The organism is Variovorax defluvii (genome assembly GCF_039541515.1).
Classification (GTDB): Bacteria; Pseudomonadota; Gammaproteobacteria; order Burkholderiales; family Burkholderiaceae_C; genus Variovorax; species Variovorax defluvii.
Genome location: NZ_BAABGJ010000027.1, coordinates 30,389 through 49,681 on the forward strand (window position 1 = coordinate 30,389; position 19,293 = coordinate 49,681).

Below are 19,293 nucleotides of genomic sequence, written 5' to 3' on the forward strand. Positions count from 1 at the left end.
GATGCCGGCTTTGAACCAACGAGCTCGCAGCCGCGCGCCGCGCCTCCCGCTACTGAACGCTGCCCCTGCAGCTGTCTCGTACGAGCTTGCGCAGCCATCGATGAGCAAGGTCGCCCTCCATTCGCGGGTGCCAAAGCATGGAAACCGTGACTTCCGGTCCGGGGAATGGCAGCTCGAAACTGAACATCCCCTCGCGGAGGCCAGCCGTGTGATGGTCGGGAACAGAAGCGACGAAGCCGCAGGTTCGAGCGAGCCCCAACGCCGAAGCGAAGCCACCGACGACCGTCGCGATCTGCCGCTCCAGGCCGAGGCGCTGCAGTGCCTCATCAATGGGGCCTTTGTCGAACCCACCGCGCGAGACGACGACATGTCGACCTTCGGCGAAGCGGCTCGGCGTGATCTCTCCCTTCGCGAGGGGATGCCCGAGGTGGACGACGCCGATGAACCGATCCCGGAACAGCGCCTGTGCTCGCACCTCCGGGCTGGTTGCAGTCCCGATCACGCCGGTTTCCAGATCCACCGTTCCGTCGCGCAGCGAAGTGCTTTCCCTGTCGGTCTTTTGCATGAACCGTAGCCGGACACCGGGTGCTTCTTCGTCGACCCGCTGGAGCAGGCGAGGTCCGAAGGTCTCGACGAACCCCTCGCTGGTGCGCAAAGTGAACGTGCGTTCGATCTGGGCTGGATTCAAGGCTCTTGCGGGACGCAGTACGGCCTCGGCATCCTGAACGAGTTGCCTGACCCGCTCCCGCAACTCCAGCGCAAGGGGTGTGGGCACGAGGTCTCGCCCGGCTCTGACCAACAGAGGATCACCGGTCACTTCGCGCAGGCGAGCAAGTGCGCGACTCATCCCCGACGGGCTCAAATGCAGCCGACGGCCCGCACGTGCAACGCTGCTTTCGGTCAGCAGGACGTCAAGCGTCACGAGCAGGTTCAAGTCGGGTATGGCCATCCGCAGACCGTATCACGCCCTGGACACGCATGGCGCCGGACGCACGTATATGTTGCAGATGCAGCGCCTTCCGCAAGCGCGACGCTGTCCATAGCATTCCTGTCACGTGCTCGAACGTCTTTCGGGCGGAACGAAGGAGAAAGGTGATGGGAAGCGCTACGTTTGATGCATCGATCGCAGGAATCAGATCGGTGTGGGGGCCTCTGAGCGACGAAGTGATTTCCGGATGCAAGCGGCACCTGGAGAACCTGTTGAAGGCGCCCGTCACAGAGGAATGGCTCGCCGGGCTGCACGACGAAGCGCCCGCCAACAAGGAGCTCTATCGCGATCCCGAGCATGGCTTCGTGCTGCTTGCGCACACCGAGCCTGCCGGGCTCTTCAGGCCGCCGCACGATCACGGGCGAGGATGGGTCATGTACGCCGTCCAGCGAGGCGAGATCGAGATGAGGACCTATGCGCGCATCGACGAGCCGGACGGCAGTGTCCGGCTCGTCAGAAGGGACTCGACCCTGCTTCGACCGGGGCAGGTTCAGGTCTATCTGCCGGGCGACATCCACGACACGCGCTGCATGGTGGGCCCGGCACTCCTGTACCGCTTCACGGAACGCGACTTGAAGAAGGAAGACAAGGTTGAACATCGTGTGGCGAGGTTCGTCGCGCAGAACGGCGTGTGGACGCTCGGAGCGCCATGATGAAAGTGCAGACAGAGGCGGCCGGCGTCGGGACGCTTCAAGAGTGTGCGATTCCTGCTGCGTCGAAAGGGGGCGAGCCTCGCGCAGCAATTGCGGCGGTACTCGCGTCCATGGTGCTCGTGGTGCTGGACGCAGGGATCGCCAACGTCGCGCTTCCGACGATCTCGGGTGCCATGCAGGTGTCCCCGTCGAAGGCGGTCTGGGTCGTGACTGCCTACCAGGCGGCATTGGTGATGGGGCTGCTGCCCTGCGCGGCATGGGGAGATCACCTGGGGCATCGCCGGGTGTTCACGTTCGGCGTCGCACTGTTCGCCGTGGCATCCGCCCTGTGCGCGTGTGCACCATCGCTTCAGTGGCTCGTGGCTGCGCGTTTTGTCCAGGGCCTCGGCGGCTCCGCGGTCATGGCACTCGGGATCGCACTGCTGCGCGCGGTGGTGCCGCATCACCGACTCGGCGCTGCCATCGGCTGGAACGCATTGGCGGTCGCACTGTCGTCTGCCGCGGGTCCGACGATCGGTGCATTGATCTTGACGGGATGGAGCTGGCACTGGCTGTTTGCATTGAACCTGCCGTTGGGAGCCGCGGTTTTGTGGGCCGCGCGCGCGCTGCCCGTGGGCAACGGTTCCGGGCAGCGGTTGGACCGCTTCAGCGCGGCCTTGAATGCCGGCAGTCTTGCGTCGCTGGTCATCGGCGCAGAGTTGCTGCTGCACGCGCCTGTGCTCGCAGCTGTCATGATCGTCGCGGCCGCGTCCGGTCTGGCCGTCCTGGTCCGGCGCGAACTGCCGAAGAAGTCGCCTCTCGTCCCGCTTGACCTGCTGCGATCTCGGCCGTTCCGCATCTCGGTGCTCGCCTCCGTCAGTTGCTTCGCGGGCACCACGGCCGGCCTCATGGCGCTGCCTTTCTACCTCCAGCACAGCCTGGGGCAAAGCGCCTTGATGACCGGTCTCTATCTGACGCCCTGGCCGTTGACTGTTGCGGTCGCGGCTCCTCTGGCGGGGCGCCTGTCCGACCGGGTTTCGAGCGCATGGCTTTGCGTCACGGGGGCAGCGTTGCTCACAGTCGGGCTGGCCGCCGCCGCGCTCCTGCGATGGGAGGGTCAAGCGCACTTGCTTGTGGCGATGACAGTGGTTTGCGGTCTCGGCTTCGGGCTCTTTCAGGTACCTAACAACAGAAACATGTTGCTCTCCGCACCATTGCACCGCAGTGGCGCTGCAGGGGGGATGCAGGGCACGGCCAGGTTGATGGGACAGACCGCAGGCAGCGTGATCGCCAGTTTGCTTTTCGGTGCCGTGACGGCGGATATGGCTCCGAAGCTCAGTCTTGGCATTGCTGCGGCGCTGACGTCGATCGCGGCGGTGATCAGCTTGATGCGCACTGGGGGCTGCTCCGACCCGACAAGCGAATAGCCTGCTCATGACGGTGTGGGTTGCATGCCGCATGGCTCAGCGACGTTTTCCGCGTGCGTATTGATGATCCTGGTTCCGTCAACCTACCAATGTTGGTAGTTGCGCAGACTTCCCAGAGGCCATCCAATGCGCCGCGCCGTTCGCATGCATGTCGATGAGTGTCATTTGAGTTTCATGAGGGGCGGGCGAGTCGAACCCATTCACATCACCACGTCAGCGGAGGTATGCCCCATGAAGCTCAACGAACTGAGCCTCGCCACGTTCAATCTCTACAACCTCAACGAGCCGGGCTTGCCGCTCTACTCGGACAGGAATGGTTGGACGCAGGCGGAGTACACCCTGAAGATCGCCTGGACGGTGCGGCAGTTGCGCATCCTGAAGGCCGAGATCGTCGGCTTTCAGGAGCTGTGGCATGCGGCGTCTCTCGCCAGGGTGCTCGACGAAGCAGGCCTGTCGCAGGAGTATGACCTGCTCGTGCCGTCCGATGCAGACGGCTCGCACATCGTCTGCGCCGCGATCGTCCGCAAGGGCCTGCTCAGCAGCACGCCGAACTGGATCAGCGCCTTTCCCAGGAAGTTCAACCTCCATTCCAGCGGGGATGACCCGCAGACGCCGATGATCGACGTGGGCATCAGCGGCTTCTCCAGGCCGGTATGCCACTTCACGGTCAGGCCGCGCGAGGACGAGCCGGACGTTCATGTGTACGTGTGCCACTTCAAGTCCAAGGCGCCGACCCAGGTGTTCAACGAACCCTGGTTCAAGGCGGACAAGACCGCCTACGGCAAGCATGCGAGCGCGCTGGGCGGCGCGCTCTCGACGATCCGGCGCACCGCCGAGGCGGCCGCGCTGCGCTTCTTGCTGACCGAGCAGATGAAGGGCAACGACACGCCGGTGATCGTGCTCGGCGATATCAACGACGGCCAGCACAGCAACACGGCCAACGTGCTCACCGGGCAGCCCCGGTACCTGGTCGGCGAGTCGGTAGGCGGCGGCGACGTGGCGCTGTACACCGCGCAAACCCTGCAGGAATACCGGGACACACGAGACGTGTACTACACCCACGTGCACCAGGACTTCCGCGAATCGCTGGACCACATCCTGGTGAGCGAGCAGTTCTACGACAACAGCCGCCGGCGTCGCTGGCTCTTCGACGGGTTGATCGTGAACAACGATCACCTCGACTTCGACGACCACAAGGCCGACGGGACCAACGACCACGGCGTGATCCGCGCCGTCTTCAAGCACAAACCGATGAGGCGGTAGCCGGGTGGTGTGCCGCAGCCGCAGCGCGCGCCATCAGGCCTTCAGAAGAGGGGCTCCGTGCCGCCCGCGGGCGGGCGGGCGCCTTCGATCATCAGCATCCTGAGTTTCGACGCCGCGCCGCCATGGGCCGAGAAGCCGCCGGGCCTGCCACCCGCGGCCAGCACGCGATGGCAGGGCACCACCGGCGCGAAGGGGTTGTGACCCAGGGCCTGGCCGACAGCGCGCGACAGGCCCTTGTCGCCGAGCTGCGCCGCGATCTCGCCGTAGGTGCGGGTGTGGCCGGGTGCGATGCGGCGCGCGATCTCGTAGACGCGGCGGTGGAAGTCGGAGACGCCTTCGTAGTCGAGCGCGATCTCGGCCAGCTCACGCGGCTCGCCGTCGAGCAGGGCCCGAATGCCGTGGCAGGCCGCCTGCACATTGGCGGGTGGCGTGGACTCCGTCAGCCGCGGAAAGCGTCGGCGCATTCGCGCGCGGGTGGCGCCCTCCCCGCCTTCAGGCAGTTGCACGCCGACGATGCCGCGGACGCTCCATGCGATGCCGCAGGGCCCGATGGCGGTGTCGAACAGCGCGAAGCCCTCGGCCATCGGAGCGCCCTCTCTCGTCTATGCGCCGCAAGGACTGGCCGCGCCGGCCTGCTGCGCCTTGATGCTGTGCGCGACGGCATCGGCCAGCCGCGCGGCGGCGCGCCGGGTGCCCAGCGCCAGTGCGTCGATGCCGCCGGACGCCGGCTCGGAGACGAACAGCTGGCAGCCCAGCGAAGCACCCTCTTCCGTGCGGCGCAGGGTCCAGCTGAAGCCGGCGTCGACCCGGCTGCCCTCGATCGCGTCGAGCTGCTGTACTTGCACGGCGATGCGCAACACCGGCTGGCCGCGCGGGCGACCGCTCTTGGTGACATCGACCGCGCCAAGGCGCTGCGCGATGCCGCTGGCCAGCGCGTCGCGCAGCTCGTTGTCGAAGGACGAGGCCCAGCGGTGCTGCTCCAGCACGTCGACCTGCGGCCCCTCGGCGCCCTTCAGCCGCACCACGAGCTGCGGCCGTGCCAGGCGTTCCGGCAGGGCCAGCGGCGCCAGCTCGATGTAGCCGCCGGCGGCGCCGACGGCCGCGGTGCGCGGCGCCGCCTCGGGCTCGGCCAGGCTGTAGAACTGCGGTGCGCTGCTCGAGGCGCAGCCCGCCAGCACGAGAAAGGCCGCGAGGGCCGCGAGGCCGGCGGTCCGCGACGAGGGGGTTCTCATTTCTTCTTGTCCTCCGGTTTGCCGCGGATCAGCGATTCGGGATGCCGCTCGAGGTAATCGGTCAGGATGCGCAGCGAGTTCGCCGCGCGCGTCACTTCCTGCAGGGTCTGGCGCATGTCCTGCTGCAGGGGGGAGTCGTCGGCCAGCGTCTTCTCCGCGGTGCTCAAGGTCTTGCGCACGTCCTTCATGGCGGCGGCCATTTCGGGGCTGACGTCGTTCTTCAGGCTGGCGGCGAGCTGCTCGGCGCTGCCCAGTGTCCTGTCCAGTGTCGCCAGGGTCTTGCGCAGGTCGCGGCCGATCTCCTCGAAAGGCACCCGGTTGAGCTTGCGCGCGATCTCGCCGACCTGGGCCTGGATCTCGTCCAGGCTGTTCGGCATGGTGGGCAGCTCGATCGGGTTGCGCTCGATGTCGACCTTCACCGGCGGCGCCTTGGGGAAGAAGTCCAGCGCGACGTAGTTCTGGCCGGTCAGCAGGTTGCCGGTGCGCAGCTGGGCCCGCAGGCCCCGGTCGACCAGGAAGCGCAGGCGCTCCAGCTGGGTGTAGCGCGACTCCCGCTGGCCGTCGGCGTTGCGGCGCAGCCGGTCGGGGTAGACCTGGACCAGCACCGGCATGCGGAACTCGCGCGCCTGGCTGTCGAACTCGGCGCCGATGGACTTGACCTCGCCGATCTCCACGCCGCGGAAATCCACCACCGCACCCGGCGAGAGTCCGCGCAGCGACTGGTTGAAATACAGCAGAAGCGTCTGGGCGGGGCCGTCCGGCTCCTTCATGGCCGTGATCTCGTCGTCGGCCAGGGCGAACACCGTGTTCTCCTGCGCCGCCGGGCCCATCACGTCCTCGGGCGCCGCGAAGGCGATGCCGCCGAGGAGGATGGTGGCCAGCGACTGGGTGCGCAGCTTCACGCCGCTGGCGCCGAGTTGCACGTCGAGTCCGCTGGCATGCCAGAAGCGGGTGTTGACGCCGACGAATTTCTCGTAGGGTGTGTTGATGAACACGCGCAAGGTCACGCCGCGTCCGTCGCCGTCGAGCTCGTAGGCCGCGATCTGCCCGACCTTGATGCGGCGGAAGTAGACCGGCGAGCCGATGTCCAGCGAGCCGACGTCGCGCGCGCGCAGCAGGAACTGCCGGCCCGAGGCGTCGCGCGTGACGATGGGCGGGACCTCCAGGCCGGTGAATTCGCCCGCCGTCTCCTCGGAGGTGCCGGCGTCGGCGCCGATGTAGGCGCCCGAGAGCAAGGTGCTCAGGCCCGAGATGCCCGAGGTGTCCAGCCGCGGGCGCACCACCCAGAAGCGGGTGTCCTTGGCGGTGAAGCTCTTGGCCTCCTTCCTGAGTTGCACCAGCACCCGCACGTGCGAGCGGTCGGTGGCCAGGCGGATCGTCTGCACGGTGCCGATCTGCACGTCCTTGTACTTGACCGCGGTCTTGCCGGCCTCCAGGCCCTCGGCAGACTGGAAGGTCAGCACCACCTCGGGCCCACGCTCGACCAGGATGCGCGCCACCAGCGCGACGCCGACCAGCGCCGCCACGATGGGGATCAGCCAGATCAGCGAGGGCAGCCAGTTGCGGCGCCTCACGACCCTCGGCTCGGCCAGGGGGCGCTTGTCTTGCTGTGGGTCGCTCATGCAGTACGTTCCTTGCTCGTCATGCGGGGGTCGGGCTCCTTGTCTTCCATCACGTCGCGGCTGTCCCAGGTCAGGCGGGGGTCGAAGCTCAGCGAGGCCAGCATGGTCAGCACCACCACCGCGCCGAAGGCCGCGATGCCGACGCCGGCAGTGATCTCGGCAAAGCCCTGGATGCGCACCAGCCCGGCCAGCAGCGAGACCACGAAGACGTCGAGCATGGACCAGCGGCCGATGATTTCCAGGATGCGATAGAGCTTCGCGCGCTCCAGTTGCTGCCAGTCGCTGTGGCGCTGCGCCGTCACCGCCAGCAACACCAGCGCCGTGAGCTTGAACAGCGGCACCAGGAAGCTGGCGACGAAGATGATCGCCGCCAGCCCGTAGGAGCCCGAGACCCAGAAGAAGATCACGCCGCTGAGGATGGTGTCTTCCTGCGAGCCCAGCAGGCTCTTGGTGAGCATCACCGGCAGCATGTTGGCCGGCACGTAGAGGATGCATGCCGCGATCAGGTAGGCCCAGGTGCGCTGCAGGCTGTGCGGCTTGCGGCGATGCAGGCGGGTGCCGCAGCGGGCGCAGGGCTCGCCCTCCTCCGCGCCTTGCCAGACGGTGCCGCAATGCGGGCAGGCCCGCAGGCCGAGCTCGGCGGCGGTGCGCACCGGCTCCGTCATCGAACTGCCTCCCCCGGCCTCGTCGCTTCGTGTACTTCGCGCACCCCCTCCTGACGGAGGGGGCGAGCGCCTTCGGGCCGCCGGGCCGCGCTCATGCCTGCTGCCCCGGCCGCGGCTCGAAGGCCATTTCCCAGAAGGTGCGCGGGCTGAAGGCCAGCACCGCGGTCAACAACACCGTCAGCGCCATGAAGGCCCAGAGCGCCGGCCCGGCGATCACCTGCGCCATGCTGGACAGCTTGACGATCGCGACCAGCACGCCCAGCAGGAAGACCTCGATCATTCCCCAAGGCTCCAGCATCTGCAGCAGCCGCACCAGGACGTCGAAACCGGCCGGCCGCCGCTCCCGCTGCATCGGCAGCAGCAGGTACAGCAGGATGCACAGCTGCACCAGCGGGAACAGGATGGTGGTGGCCAGCACCAGCAGCGCCACCGGCGACATGCCCTCGCCCGCAAGCACCATCACCGCGCCGGCCAGCGTGGTCTCGCTGCTCAGGCCCTGCAGCTCGATCTCGACGATGGGGAACAGGTTGGCGATGGCGAACAGGATCAGGCAGGCGACGGTGAGCGGCAGCACGCGCGCGGCCTGGTCGCCGGCATGGCGGTCGAGTTCGGTGCCGCAGCGCCTGCAGTGCGAAACCTCGCGCCGGCGCAGCTGGCGGCGGTGGTAGATCGCGTCGCAGCCTTCGCAGACGATGGCTTCGGGGACTTCCTTCATGAACGGGGCCTATTGTCCTCGACTTGTGCTGTCGCCCAGAATCACTCGCAAGCCCGTCAGGCATGAGAAGTCCCAGTCGTGCGTGACCACTGCCGCCGCGCCCACTTCCAGCGCCGCAGTGCCGATCGCCCGCGGCAACGTCGGGCCCGGAAGTGCGGAGCACAATGGATCCCATGCGCCCCCTTCTTGCCTTCGCCGTCGTCGCCCTGCTGGCACCCCTGCCGGCCGCCGCCGAGGTGATCCGCTGCACCGACACCGGCGGCAGCGTGAGCTATACGGACAGCCAGTGTCCGCCGGGCACGAAGCAGGTGGGCCGCGTGTCGATCCAGGAACCACCCCCCTTGAGCGAGGCCGACCGGCAACGCCAGGCGCAGGACGCCGAGGCGGCCGCCCGCGCGCGCGCTGACGCGCAGCGCCGCGAAGCGACAGCAGCGCCGAGCGTACCCGCGCCGCAGACGTCCTCCGGTCCGATCATCATCGACGGTCGGAGCCCGGGCGCCGGCGCGGGTGACGCCATCGCCGGCCGCGACGACAGCCGGGTGATCGACGACGGCTACCTGGACCCCGGCGTCCATGCGCCCCCCGCGCGGGCGCGCGACATGCGCCCGCGCATCCAATCGTGCGACGGCACAGGGTGCCGGGACACACGGGGCAATCACTACAACCGCTCAGGCCAGCTCGACCGCTACCAAAGCATCGACGGCAAGACCTGCCGGCCGGTGGGCACGACCACGCTCTGTCGCTGAGCCACCTGTCCGGAGTACACCGCTTGCCATCCAGAGCCTTCCGCATTGCACTCTCCGCGTCGGCAGCCGCCATCGGCGGCATCGCCGCCTACTGGGCCCTTCTCGCGACGCGCCAGGGTCACATTCTGTTCAAGGCGGGCAAGCTGCCGGTGGTCCATCTGTCGGAAGACTTCTCCACCTATTCCCACACGGTGCCGGGCGGCCTGGTGCGCGGCTATGTGTACCACCCGCGCGGCGAGGAGGCCTTGCAGGACCTGTTCATCTACTTCGCCGGCCGCGGCGAGGACGTGCGCGCCACGGCCAAGGCGCTGCACTGGCTGCCTGAGGGCTTCGGCTTCGCGGCGATCAACTACCGGGGTGTGGCCGACTCCGAGGGCCACCCCTCCGAGCTGGCCTCTGTGCAGGATGCGGGGCAACTCGCCCGCCATCTGCGGCGCGCCTTCCCGCAGACGCGCCTTCATGTGGTCGGCCGCAGCCTGGGCACGGGCGTGGCCATCCAGCTCGTGGCGCGGCAGGAGTTCGCCAGCCTGCAGCTGATCACGCCCTACGACACCTTGCTGGAGGTGGCGAAGCGGCGCTTCCCGTTGGTGCCGATGTCGCTGTTGCTGCGCCACCGCTTCGACTCGCTATCGCACTGCAAGGAAGTCGCGGCGAAGACCCAGGTCCTGCTGGCGGAGCGCGACGACGTGGTCCCGCACGAGCGCTCGCACAAGCTGATCGATGCGTGGCCCACGCCGGTCAGCGTGCAGACCATCGCCGGGTCGGACCATCACGACATCATGAGAACCGAAGAGACCTGGCTGCGGCTGGTCGATTTCGCGCTGACCTCGGTGTTGCCGGAGCCGAAGGCGGCTTGACCGTCGAGCCGGCCTCCCGTTCACCAGGGAATGCGCCGCGTCGCTCCTCGGCGCCTGCGCCCGGCGGCGCGACCGGGCCAGGCGCTCAGGCGCGCAGCGCCCAGCGCGCCAGAACCTCGTGCCGGCCCCGCCCGATCAGGCTGCGCACGAGCACGAAGTCATGCGCCGTCCAGCCGATCGGCTCGACCGGGCACGGCGCGAGGTACCGGTCGGTGTACAGCAGGGTCAGGTGCGGCGTGTAGTGCGGGTACCCCACGCCGGGCACGCCGGCCCGGTCCATGGCATGGTCGAGCGAGGCCTGGAAGGCCTTCAACGAGACCGTCGCCGCCTCACCCAGCAGCACCAGCGGCATATTGCGCGGACGCCGGGCGATGCTCCCCACGCGCTCGAAGCCGACCCGGAAAGCGGGCATGACGGTCAAGGGCTGCGCCGCGGCGCAGGCCGCGTCGATCACCTGCTGCGGCAAGAAGGGAAAGTCCCCAAGGACGCGGAGGGTCACGTGGAAGCGCTCGGCGCCGAGCGGCTTTCCCGTGAGCCCCGGGTCCTGCCTCAATCGACCGATCAGCCGCTCGATGCGGACGATGGCGGCGGCGTCCGGCCGCAGCGCGAAGAACAGCCGGTCGGTGCCGGCCGTGCGCCGGGCGACGCCTGCCTGGGGAAGCTCTGCGCCCATGTGAAAGCCACGCCCCGTGCTGCAGCGGCTGGCCGCGCCTTTGGACAGCCCTAGTCGCGCGACTCCAGCGCCCGGTTGATGCTCAGCGCCGCCAGGGTGCAGGCCGCGCCCGACAGCAGGTAGACGCTGACGTAGGCCAGCCCGAAGTGGGCCGAGAGGCCCAGCGCCACGAGCGGCGCGAAGGCCGCGCCGATCAGCCAGGCCAGGTCGGTCGTGAGCGCGGCGCCGGTGTAGCGGTAGTGGCGCTCGAAGTTGGAGGTCACGGTGCCCGAGGCCTGGCCGTAGGACAGGCCCAGCAGCACGAAGCCGATCAACACGAAGACGTCCTGTCCCAGCGTGCCGCCGTCCAGCAAGGTGGGCGCGAAGCCGCTGAACACCGCCACCAGCACAGCCATGGTGCCCAGGGTGCGGCGCCGGCCGATGCGATCGGCGATCACGCCCGAAATCACCATGGCGCCCGCGGCCAGGAAGCCCCCGAAGATCTGCAGCACCAGGAAGCCGGTGATGGACTGGTCGGAGTAAAGGCGGATCCACGACAGCGGGAACACCGTCACCAGGTGGAACAGCGCGAAGCTCGCCAGCGCGGCGAAGGCACCGATCAGCAGGTTGCCGCCCTGCGCACGCACCAGCTCGCGCACGCGGGTGGGTTCGAGTTCGCCGACTTCCATGAGCTGTTCGTACTCGTGCGTCACCACGAGCCGCAGCCGCGAGAAAAGCGCCACCACGTTGATCGCGAAGGCCACGAAGAAGGCATAGCGCCAGCCCCACGAAAGGAAGTCGTCCAGGGGCAGGCTGGCGTACAGGAAGGCGAACAGGCCGCTGGCCACGATGAAGCCTACCGGCGCGCCGAGCTGTCCCAGCATGGAGTACCAGCCGCGGCGGTTCGGCGGTGCGTTCATGGCCAGCACCGAGGGCAGGCCGTCCCAGGAACCGCCCAGCGCCAGCCCCTGGCCGACGCGCAGGACCGACAGCAGGATGATGGACAGCATGCCCGCGCTTTCGTAGCCCGGCAGGAAGGCGATGCCCACCGTCGAGGTGCCCAGCAGGAACAGGGCGATCGTCAGCTTGGTGGCGCGGCCCCAGCGCCGCTGGATCGCCATGGAAATGACCGTGCCGATGGGTCGGGCGATAAATGCGAACGAGAAGATGACGAAGGCGTACAGTGTGCCCTCCAGCCGCTGCTCGAAGGGAAAGAACAGCGCCGGGAAGACCAGCACCGAAGCGATGCCGTAGACGAAGAAGTCGAAATATTCGGAAGCGCGCCCGATCACGACACCGACGGCGATCTCGCCGGGAGCCACCGAATGGTCGGCCGTGGTGAGGCGGGCATCCCTCTCGAGGGTGTCGGACGATGGTTCGGAAGGGGCGTGACTGAGGCTGGACATCGCGGTGCTTCGGGGTTTCAGGGAGCCTTGCAAAGATCTCTCAGGGTCGCATCAGATGCAGATTTGCGCCATAGGACAAAACGTCCAATCGCCAATCGTCCTCGATGGGGATACATTCTGCGCCCGTCCGCCATCCGCGTTTTCCCGCGGTGTCCGTTTTCTTTCCGCTCCAGGCATGCCACTCCTCCAGAAGCTCTTTCGCCGGTCGGCCCTGCTCCTCCCTCTGCTGCTGTTGGCCGGCTGCAACATGGTGGTGCTCAATCCCTCCGGGGACATCGCCGCCCAGCAGGGGCGGCTGATCGTGATCTCCACCTTGCTGATGCTGCTGATCATCGTCCCGGTGATCGTGCTGACGCTGCTGTTCGCATGGCGCTACCGTCAGTCGAACACCGAGGCGACCTACAAGCCGGACTGGGACCATTCGACGCAGCTGGAACTGGTGATCTGGGCGGCGCCGCTGCTGATCATCATCGCGCTGGGCGCGCTGACCTGGATCAGCACCCACACCCTGGATCCGTATCGCCCGCTCAGCCGCATCGCCGAGGGGCGCGCGGTGCCGGAAAACACGCAGCCGCTGGTGGTCGAGGTGGTGGCGCTGGACTGGAAGTGGCTGTTCTTCTACCCGCAGCAGGGCATCGCCACGGTGAACGAGCTGGCGGCGCCGGTGGACAGGCCGATCCAGTTCAAGATCACGGCTTCCTCGGTCATGAACTCCTTCTACGTGCCGGCCCTGGCGGGGATGATCTACGCCATGCCGGGCATGGAGACCAAGCTGCACGCGGTCATCAACCAGCCCGGCGTGTACGAGGGCTTCTCGGCCAATTACAGCGGCGCGGGTTTCTCCGGCATGCGCTTCAAGTTCCACGGTCTCGCGGACGCCGACTTCGATCGCTGGGTCCGGCAGGCCAAGGCCGAGGGCAAGACGCTGAGCCGCTCCGACTACCTGCAGCTGGAGAAGCCCAGCGAGCGCGAGCCGGTGCGGCGCTGGGCCAGCGTGGCGCCGGGCCTGTACGACGCCATCCTCAACCGCTGTGTCGAGCCCGGGAAGATGTGCATGCGCCACATGATGGCGGTGGACGCCACCGGCGGCGCCGGCAAGGCCGGCCTGTCGCCCCTGGCGCTGACCGAGGTGCCGCGCGGCGAGCAGGGCCTGCCCATGCGCACCGTGGCAGCCGAGATCTGCACCGCCGACAACCCGACCGGCGCGCCCCGGCCTGCCGGCACCACCTTCCAGTAACCCCTTGTTCGAGGCGCGGCCCGGCGCGGCGCCTCACTCACGCAGCTTAGGTACGCGAGACGCACGATGCCCGATCATCCAGAACTGACCAAGCTCATCTTCGGTCGCCTCACCTGGGAGGCCATCCCTTACCACGAGCCCATCCTGGTGGCGACTTTCCTCGCCGTCGTGCTGGGCGGCCTGGCACTGGTCGGCGCGATGACCTACTACCGCGCCTGGGGCCCCTTCTGGCGCAACTGGGTCACCAGCATCGACCACAAGAAGATCGGCGTGATGTACATCGTGCTGGGCATCATCATGCTGCTGCGCGGCTTCGCCGACGCGATCATGATGCGCCTGCAGCAGGCAATGGCCTTTGGCGACAACATGGGCTACCTGCCGCCACACCACTACGACCAGATCTTCACGGCGCACGGCGTGATCATGATCTTCTTCGTGGCGATGCCGCTGGTCACCGGGCTCATGAACTACGTGGTGCCGCTGCAGATCGGCGCGCGCGACGTGGCCTTCCCCTTCCTGAACAACTTCAGCTTCTGGATGACCGCGGCCGGCGCGGCGCTGACCATGGCCTCGCTGTTCGTCGGCGAGTACGCCAAGACCGGCTGGCTGGCCTATCCGCCCCTGTCGGGCATCCTCTACAGCCCGGACGTGGGGGTGGACTACTACATATGGTCCTTGCAGATCGCGGGGGTGGGCACCTTGCTGTCAGGGGTGAACCTGATCGCGACCATCGTGAAGATGCGCGCGCCCGGCATGACGATGATGAAGATGCCGGTCTTCACGTGGACATCGCTGTGCACCAACGTGCTGATCGTGGCCGCCTTCCCGGTTCTGACGGCCGTGCTGGCGCTGCTGTCGATGGACCGCTACGTCGGGACGAACTTCTTCACCAACGAGCTCGGCGGCAATCCGATGATGTACGTCAACCTCATCTGGATCTGGGGCCATCCGGAGGTGTACATCCTCATCCTGCCGGTGTTCGGCGCCTTCTCCGAGATCGTCTCCACCTTCAGCCGCAAGCGCCTGTTCGGCTACGCCTCCATGGTGTACGCGACGGTGGTGATCACGATCCTGTCGTACCTGGTGTGGCTGCACCACTTTTTCACCATGGGCTCGGGCGCGAGCGTGAACTCCTTCTTCGGCATCACGACGATGATCATCTCGATCCCGACAGGGGCGAAGATCTTCAACTGGCTGTTCACCATGTACCACGGGCGCATCAAGTTCGAGGTGCCGATGCTGTGGACGGTCGGCTTCATGGTCACCTTCGTGATCGGCGGCATGACGGGCGTGCTGCTGGCGGTGCCGCCGGCGGACTTCGTGCTGCACAACAGCCTGTTCCTGATCGCGCACTTCCACAACGTGATCATCGGCGGCGTGGTATTCGGCGTGTTCGCCGCCATCACCTACTGGTACCCGAAGGTGTTCGGCTACAAGCTCGATCCCTTCTGGGGCAAGTGCTCCTTCTGGTTCTGGCTGACCGGCTTCTACTTTGCCTTCATGCCGCTGTACGTGCTGGGCCTGATGGGCGTGACGCGGCGCATGAACCACTTCGAGGACCCGTCGCTGCAGATCTGGTTCCAGATCGCCGCCTTCGGCGCGGTACTGATCGCACTGGGCATCGCGAGCTTCCTGATCCAGCTGTTCGTGAGCTTCAAGCGCCGCGCCTCGCTGCGCGACACCACGGGCGATCCGTGGGGCGGCCGCACGCTGGAGTGGTCCACCTCCTCGCCGCCGCCGGACTACAACTTCGCCTTCACGCCGCAGGTGCATGACAACGACGCGTGGTGGGACATGAAGGAACGCGGCTTCGAGCGGCCGAACGCCGGCTTCTCGGCGATCCACATGCCGAAGAACACGGCCGCCGGCTTCGTGCTGGCCATGATCAGCGCCGTCTGCGGCTTCGCCCTGATCTGGCACATGTGGCTGATCGCGGGTGTGTCCTTCGCGGCGCTGATCCTCGCCACCATCGTCCACACCTTCAACTACAAGCGCGACTACTACATCGCTGCGGACGACGTCGTCCGCACGGAAGCCGAGCGCACCCGACTCCTGGCCGCCGCTCATGCCTGAGGTAACACTCTCCCCCAGGCTCCCCCACTTCGTGTGGTCCGCCAACCCCCTCACCGGGGGCAACACCAGCGGCCCGGCAAAGCCGGTTCCGCGGTGTTCCCCGCCGAGCGTGCGCGAGTTCGTGGCTTGCGTGCGGAGTTATTGATATGAACACCATTGCTTCTTCTGCTCACGGCATGCACATCGGTGCGGCGCCGTCCACCGAGCGCCCCCAGTTCATCGTGACCGGGGACCATCATCCGCAGAACGGCACGCTGCTGGGCTTCTGGCTCTACCTGATGAGCGACTGCCTGGTGTTCGCCTGCCTGTTCGCGATGTACGGCGTGCTGGGCCGAAGCTACGCAGCCGGCCCCTCGGGCGCCGACCTGTTCGACCTGCCGCTGGTGGCACTCAACACCTCCCTGCTGCTGCTGTCGTCCATCACCTACGGCTTCGCGATGCTGCAGATGCTGAAGAAGCGCACCGGCGGCGTGCTGGTCTGGCTGGCCATCACCGGGCTGCTGGGCGCGGGCTTCATCGGCATCGAGCTCTACGAGTTCGCGCACATGATCCACGAGGGCGCGGGCCCGCAGCGCAGCGCCTTCCTGTCCTCCTTCTTCACGCTGGTGGGCACGCACGGTCTGCACGTCAGCTTCGGCATCATCTGGCTCGTCACGCTGATGATCCAGGTCGGCAAGCACGGTCTGATCCCGGAGAACCGGCGGCGGCTGATGTGCCTGTCGATGTTCTGGCACTTCCTGGACGTCGTCTGGATCGGCGTCTTCACCTTCGTCTACCTGATGGGGACCCTGAAATGAGCGCTCCGCACGCACACGACGGCCACGGCCACGGCGACCACGAGGATGACGACCACGGCCTGCACATCAGCCTGAAGGGCTACGTCACGGGCTTCATCCTGTCGGTCATTCTCACCGCCATCCCCTTCTGGCTGGTGATGGGCAAGGTCATCCAGAGCCCGAGCACCACCTCCTTCGTGATCCTCGCCTTCGCGGCGGTGCAGATCGTGGTCCACATGATCTACTTCCTGCACCTGAACTCGCGGTCCGAGGGCGGATGGAACATGCTGGCGCTGATCTTCACCATCGTGCTGGTGGTGATCACGCTGAGCGGCTCGCTGTGGGTGATGTTCCACCTCAACCACAACATGATGCCGGCATCCATGCACGAGATGCGCAACATGCCTTGAACGGAACGCCCTCCGACACCGCGCGGAGAGCGCATTCCACGCTGGTGCTGGCGCTGCTCGCCTTCGCCGGCGTTCTGCTTTTCGCGCTGTTCGCCGCTCTGGGCGTATGGCAACTGGAACGGCGCGCGTGGAAACTGGCCCTGATCGAGCGCGTCGAGACGCGCGTGCACGCGGCGCCGGTGGACATTCCACCACCTGCGCGATGGCCGCAAGTCAGCGCGGCCAGCGACGAATACAGGCACGTGCGCCTGTCGGGCACCTTCCTGCACGATCGCGAGACGCTGGTGCAGGCCTCCACCGTGCTTGGACCGGGCCACTGGGTCCTGACACCGATGCGCACGGCGCAGGGCACGATCGTCCTGGTCAACCGCGGCTTCGTACCGGCAGATCGGCGCGAGCGCGCCAGCCGCAGCGCCAACGAGCCCGCCGGCGAGGTGCAACTGAGCGGCCTGCTGCGCATGAGCGAGCCCGGCGGCGGCTTCCTGCGCCGCAACGATCCCGCGGGCGATCGCTGGTTCTCTCGCGACGTGCAGGCCATTGCCGCGGCGCGCGGGCTGCCCGGCGCCGCCCCCTTCTTCGTGGACGAGGACGCCCCGGCCGCCCAGCCCGCGCCGGGCGCGCAGCCGCGTTGGCCAGCCACGGGCCTGACGGTGATCGCCTTCCGCAACCACCACCTGGTCTACGCCCTCACCTGGTTCGCGCTGGCCCTGGGTGTGGCCATCGCCACCGGGTGGACGCTGCGCTCCGCAAGACAATCCCGGGATGCCTCCGAGCCCTGACGCCGACGCCACCGGCCTGAAAAACATGCAGCAGCTGATCCAGCTGCGCTGGATCGCCGTGGTCGGCCAGGTCGCGACCATCGGCGTGGTGCATTTCGGCTTCGGCATCCGGTTGCCGCTGGAGCAGATGTTCGCCGCGCTGGGCTTCCTCACCATCTTCAACCTGGTCAGCCTGTGGCGCTGGGACCGGCACGAGGACGTGACCGACATGGAGCTCTTCGTCGCGCTTCTGGCCGACGTCGGCACGCTGACGGTGCAGCTCTACCTGAGCGGGGGCGTCACCAATCCCTTCATCTTCCTGTTCCTGCTGCAGGTCTGCCTGGGGGCGGTGCTGCTGGGGCCGCGCCACACGCGCATCCTGATCGCGGTCACGGTCTGCTGCTTCGTCGGCTTGACCGTCTTTCACAGGCCGCTGGAGATGCCCCTGGAAAACGGGCGCGGACTCGCCAGCCCCTACGTGCAGGGCCTGTTGATCTGCTTCGTGCTCAATGCCGCGCTGCTGGCGGTCTTCATGGCCCGCATCCACCGCAACCTGCGCGCACGCGACGCCCGGCTGGCCGCCCTGCGCCAGCGCGCCGCCGAGGAAGAGCACATCGTGCGCATGGGCCTGCTGGCCTCGGGCGCGGCGCACGAGCTCGGCACGCCCCTGGCCACGCTGTCGGTGATCCTGGGCGACTGGCAGCGCATGCAGCCCTTTGCCGCCGACCTGGAGCTGCGCGAGGAGATCGAGGAGATGCAGGCCCAGGTCGCCCGCTGCAAGACCATCGTCACCGGCATCCTGCTGTCGGCCGGAGAGGCACGGGGCGAGGCGACGGTGCACACCACGGTGCGCGACTTCCTCGACGAGCTGGTCGCCGAGTGGCGCGAGAGCCGGTCGGTGCAGGCACTGGCCTATGCCAACGACTTCGGCGACGATGTGCCCATCGTGTCGGATTCGGCCTTGAAACAAACCCTCTGCAACGTGCTGGACAACGCGCTGGAAGCCTCCCCGCGCTGGGTGGGGCTGGCGGCATCGCGCGAGGACGACCAGCTCGTCCTGACCGTCACCGACGCCGGCCCTGGCTTCGCGCCCGAGATGCTGGCGCAACTGGGCAAGCCCTACCAGTCGAGCAAGGGCCGGCCGGGCGGCGGGCTGGGGCTGTTCCTGGTCATGAACGTCGCGCGCACGCTGGGCGGCAGCGTGTCGGCCCGCAACCGGCCCGAAGGCGGCGCCGCCGTCACCCTGCGCCTGCCGCTTTCGGCGCTCACTGTCGAAGAGGAGCCAGCCCATGGACACTGAAGAACGCATGCTCCTGATCGTCGAGGACGATGCGGCCTTCGCCCGCACCCTCGCCCGCTCCTTCGAACGGCGCGGCTACCAGGTACTGTCGGCAGCCAGCGCCGAGCAGGTGGAAGAAGTGCTGAAGACCCATTCGCCCGGCTACGCCGTGGTGGACCTCAAGCTCGCCGGCGGCGCCTCGGGCCTGGCCTGCGTGCAGCTGCTGCATGCACACGACGCGGAGATGCTCATCGTCGTGCTCACCGGCTATGCCAGCATCGCGACCGCGGTGGAGGCCATCAAGCTGGGCGCCTGCCACTACCTGGCCAAGCCTTCCAACACCGACGACATCGAGGCCGCCTTCGGCCGCGCCGAGGGCGACGTCGAGGTGGAGCTGACCGAGCGCGCCACTTCGATCAAGACGCTGGAATGGGAGCGCATCCACGAGACCCTGGCCGAGACCGGCTTCAACATCTCCGAGACCGCGCGGCGCCTGGGCATGCACCGGCGTACGCTGGCGCGCAAGCTGGTCAAGCAGCGGGTGAAGTAAGGCCG

At 67.6% G+C, this 19,293-nt stretch carries 20 protein-coding genes; 12 read left to right on the plus strand and 8 right to left on the minus strand.

Going from position 1 to position 19,293, the window contains the following annotated elements; genetic code table 11:
* Positions 1-49 precede the first annotated feature (49 nt).
* Positions 50-949 carry a LysR family transcriptional regulator gene (locus ABEA07_RS13880; protein WP_345538530.1) on the minus strand — a complete coding sequence of 300 codons (900 nt, stop codon included), beginning with the start codon at positions 947-949 and terminating at the stop codon, positions 50-52.
* Positions 950-1,095: 146 nt separating this feature from the next.
* Here ABEA07_RS13880 and ABEA07_RS13885 point away from each other — a divergent pair, with 146 nt between their 5' ends.
* The 3 genes from ABEA07_RS13885 to ABEA07_RS13895 all read left to right on the plus strand — a co-directional run bounded on the left by ABEA07_RS13885 (position 1,096) and on the right by ABEA07_RS13895 (position 4,310).
* Complete coding sequence (locus ABEA07_RS13885; protein WP_345538531.1) at positions 1,096-1,641, plus strand: hypothetical protein; 546 nt, start codon at positions 1,096-1,098, stop codon at positions 1,639-1,641.
* Positions 1,638-3,047, plus strand: coding sequence for an MFS transporter (locus ABEA07_RS13890; protein ID WP_345538532.1), 1,410 nt, complete (start codon positions 1,638-1,640; stop codon positions 3,045-3,047). The genes ABEA07_RS13885 and ABEA07_RS13890 overlap by 4 nt, the downstream gene beginning before the upstream one ends.
* 231 nt (positions 3,048-3,278) lie before the next feature.
* The gene (locus ABEA07_RS13895) at positions 3,279-4,310 is read left to right on the plus strand and encodes an endonuclease/exonuclease/phosphatase family protein (protein ID WP_345538534.1); all 1,032 of its coding nucleotides are present in this window, start codon (positions 3,279-3,281) and stop codon (positions 4,308-4,310) included.
* Positions 4,311-4,351: 41 nt separating this feature from the next.
* Here the strand turns inward: ABEA07_RS13895 and ABEA07_RS13900 are convergent, their stop codons facing one another.
* From ABEA07_RS13900 to ABEA07_RS13920, 5 genes are all read right to left on the minus strand, one after another.
* Positions 4,352-4,894, minus strand: a complete 543-nt coding sequence (locus tag ABEA07_RS13900) for a methylated-DNA--[protein]-cysteine S-methyltransferase (protein WP_345538535.1) — start codon at positions 4,892-4,894, stop codon at positions 4,352-4,354.
* 18 nt (positions 4,895-4,912) lie between these two features.
* Complete coding sequence (locus tag ABEA07_RS13905) at positions 4,913-5,542, minus strand: PqiC family protein (protein ID WP_345538536.1); 630 nt, start codon at positions 5,540-5,542, stop codon at positions 4,913-4,915.
* A complete protein-coding gene (locus ABEA07_RS13910) occupies positions 5,539-7,164 on the minus strand; it encodes a PqiB family protein (protein WP_345538537.1) in 1,626 nt (541 codons plus the stop codon). The genes ABEA07_RS13905 and ABEA07_RS13910 overlap by 4 nt, the downstream gene beginning before the upstream one ends.
* On the minus strand, positions 7,161-7,829 hold the full coding sequence (locus tag ABEA07_RS13915) for a paraquat-inducible protein A (protein ID WP_345538538.1): 669 nt from the start codon (positions 7,827-7,829) through the stop codon (positions 7,161-7,163). The genes ABEA07_RS13910 and ABEA07_RS13915 overlap by 4 nt, the downstream gene beginning before the upstream one ends.
* A 91-nt stretch (positions 7,830-7,920) precedes the next feature.
* The gene (locus tag ABEA07_RS13920; protein ID WP_345538539.1) at positions 7,921-8,544 is read right to left on the minus strand and encodes a paraquat-inducible protein A; all 624 of its coding nucleotides are present in this window, start codon (positions 8,542-8,544) and stop codon (positions 7,921-7,923) included.
* A gap of 173 nt (positions 8,545-8,717) precedes the next feature.
* Between ABEA07_RS13920 and ABEA07_RS13925 the strand changes: the two genes are divergently transcribed.
* Together ABEA07_RS13925 and ABEA07_RS13930 are read left to right on the plus strand one after the other, a co-directional pair.
* On the plus strand, positions 8,718-9,290 hold the full coding sequence (locus ABEA07_RS13925) for a DUF4124 domain-containing protein (RefSeq protein WP_345538541.1): 573 nt from the start codon (positions 8,718-8,720) through the stop codon (positions 9,288-9,290).
* Between the two features lie 23 nt (positions 9,291-9,313).
* Positions 9,314-10,147, plus strand: coding sequence for an alpha/beta hydrolase (locus ABEA07_RS13930; protein WP_345538543.1), 834 nt, complete (start codon positions 9,314-9,316; stop codon positions 10,145-10,147).
* 85 nt (positions 10,148-10,232) lie between these two features.
* Here the strand turns inward: ABEA07_RS13930 and ABEA07_RS13935 are convergent, their stop codons facing one another.
* Together ABEA07_RS13935 and ABEA07_RS13940 are read right to left on the minus strand one after the other, a co-directional pair.
* Positions 10,233-10,820 (minus strand): 2'-5' RNA ligase family protein, encoded by a 588-nt coding sequence (locus tag ABEA07_RS13935; protein WP_345538545.1) that lies wholly within the window; start codon positions 10,818-10,820, stop codon positions 10,233-10,235.
* 50 nt (positions 10,821-10,870) lie between these two features.
* The gene (locus ABEA07_RS13940) at positions 10,871-12,205 is read right to left on the minus strand and encodes an MFS transporter (protein ID WP_345538547.1); all 1,335 of its coding nucleotides are present in this window, start codon (positions 12,203-12,205) and stop codon (positions 10,871-10,873) included.
* A 175-nt stretch (positions 12,206-12,380) separates the two neighbouring features.
* On the opposite strand from ABEA07_RS13940, the gene cyoA reads away from it, so the two are divergent.
* The 7 genes from cyoA (at position 12,381) to ABEA07_RS13975 (ending at position 19,288) form a co-directional block, all read left to right on the plus strand.
* A complete protein-coding gene (cyoA, locus tag ABEA07_RS13945; RefSeq protein WP_345538549.1) occupies positions 12,381-13,442 on the plus strand; it encodes a ubiquinol oxidase subunit II in 1,062 nt (353 codons plus the stop codon).
* 66 nt (positions 13,443-13,508) lie between these two features.
* The gene (cyoB, locus tag ABEA07_RS13950; RefSeq protein ID WP_345538550.1) at positions 13,509-15,515 is read left to right on the plus strand and encodes a cytochrome o ubiquinol oxidase subunit I; all 2,007 of its coding nucleotides are present in this window, start codon (positions 13,509-13,511) and stop codon (positions 15,513-15,515) included.
* Positions 15,516-15,691: 176 nt separating this feature from the next.
* Positions 15,692-16,312, plus strand: coding sequence for a cytochrome o ubiquinol oxidase subunit III (gene cyoC, locus ABEA07_RS13955; protein ID WP_345538805.1), 621 nt, complete (start codon positions 15,692-15,694; stop codon positions 16,310-16,312).
* A complete protein-coding gene (gene cyoD / locus ABEA07_RS13960; RefSeq protein WP_345538552.1) occupies positions 16,309-16,701 on the plus strand; it encodes a cytochrome o ubiquinol oxidase subunit IV in 393 nt (130 codons plus the stop codon). Before cyoC ends, cyoD begins: the two co-directional genes overlap by 4 nt.
* Positions 16,698-17,480 carry an SURF1 family protein gene (locus ABEA07_RS13965; RefSeq protein WP_345538554.1) on the plus strand — a complete coding sequence of 261 codons (783 nt, stop codon included), beginning with the start codon at positions 16,698-16,700 and terminating at the stop codon, positions 17,478-17,480. Before cyoD ends, ABEA07_RS13965 begins: the two co-directional genes overlap by 4 nt.
* Positions 17,464-18,759 (plus strand): ATP-binding protein, encoded by a 1,296-nt coding sequence (locus tag ABEA07_RS13970; RefSeq protein ID WP_345538555.1) that lies wholly within the window; start codon positions 17,464-17,466, stop codon positions 18,757-18,759. Before ABEA07_RS13965 ends, ABEA07_RS13970 begins: the two co-directional genes overlap by 17 nt.
* Positions 18,749-19,288 carry a response regulator transcription factor gene (locus ABEA07_RS13975; RefSeq protein ID WP_345538556.1) on the plus strand — a complete coding sequence of 180 codons (540 nt, stop codon included), beginning with the start codon at positions 18,749-18,751 and terminating at the stop codon, positions 19,286-19,288. Before ABEA07_RS13970 ends, ABEA07_RS13975 begins: the two co-directional genes overlap by 11 nt.
* Positions 19,289-19,293 lie beyond the last annotated feature (5 nt).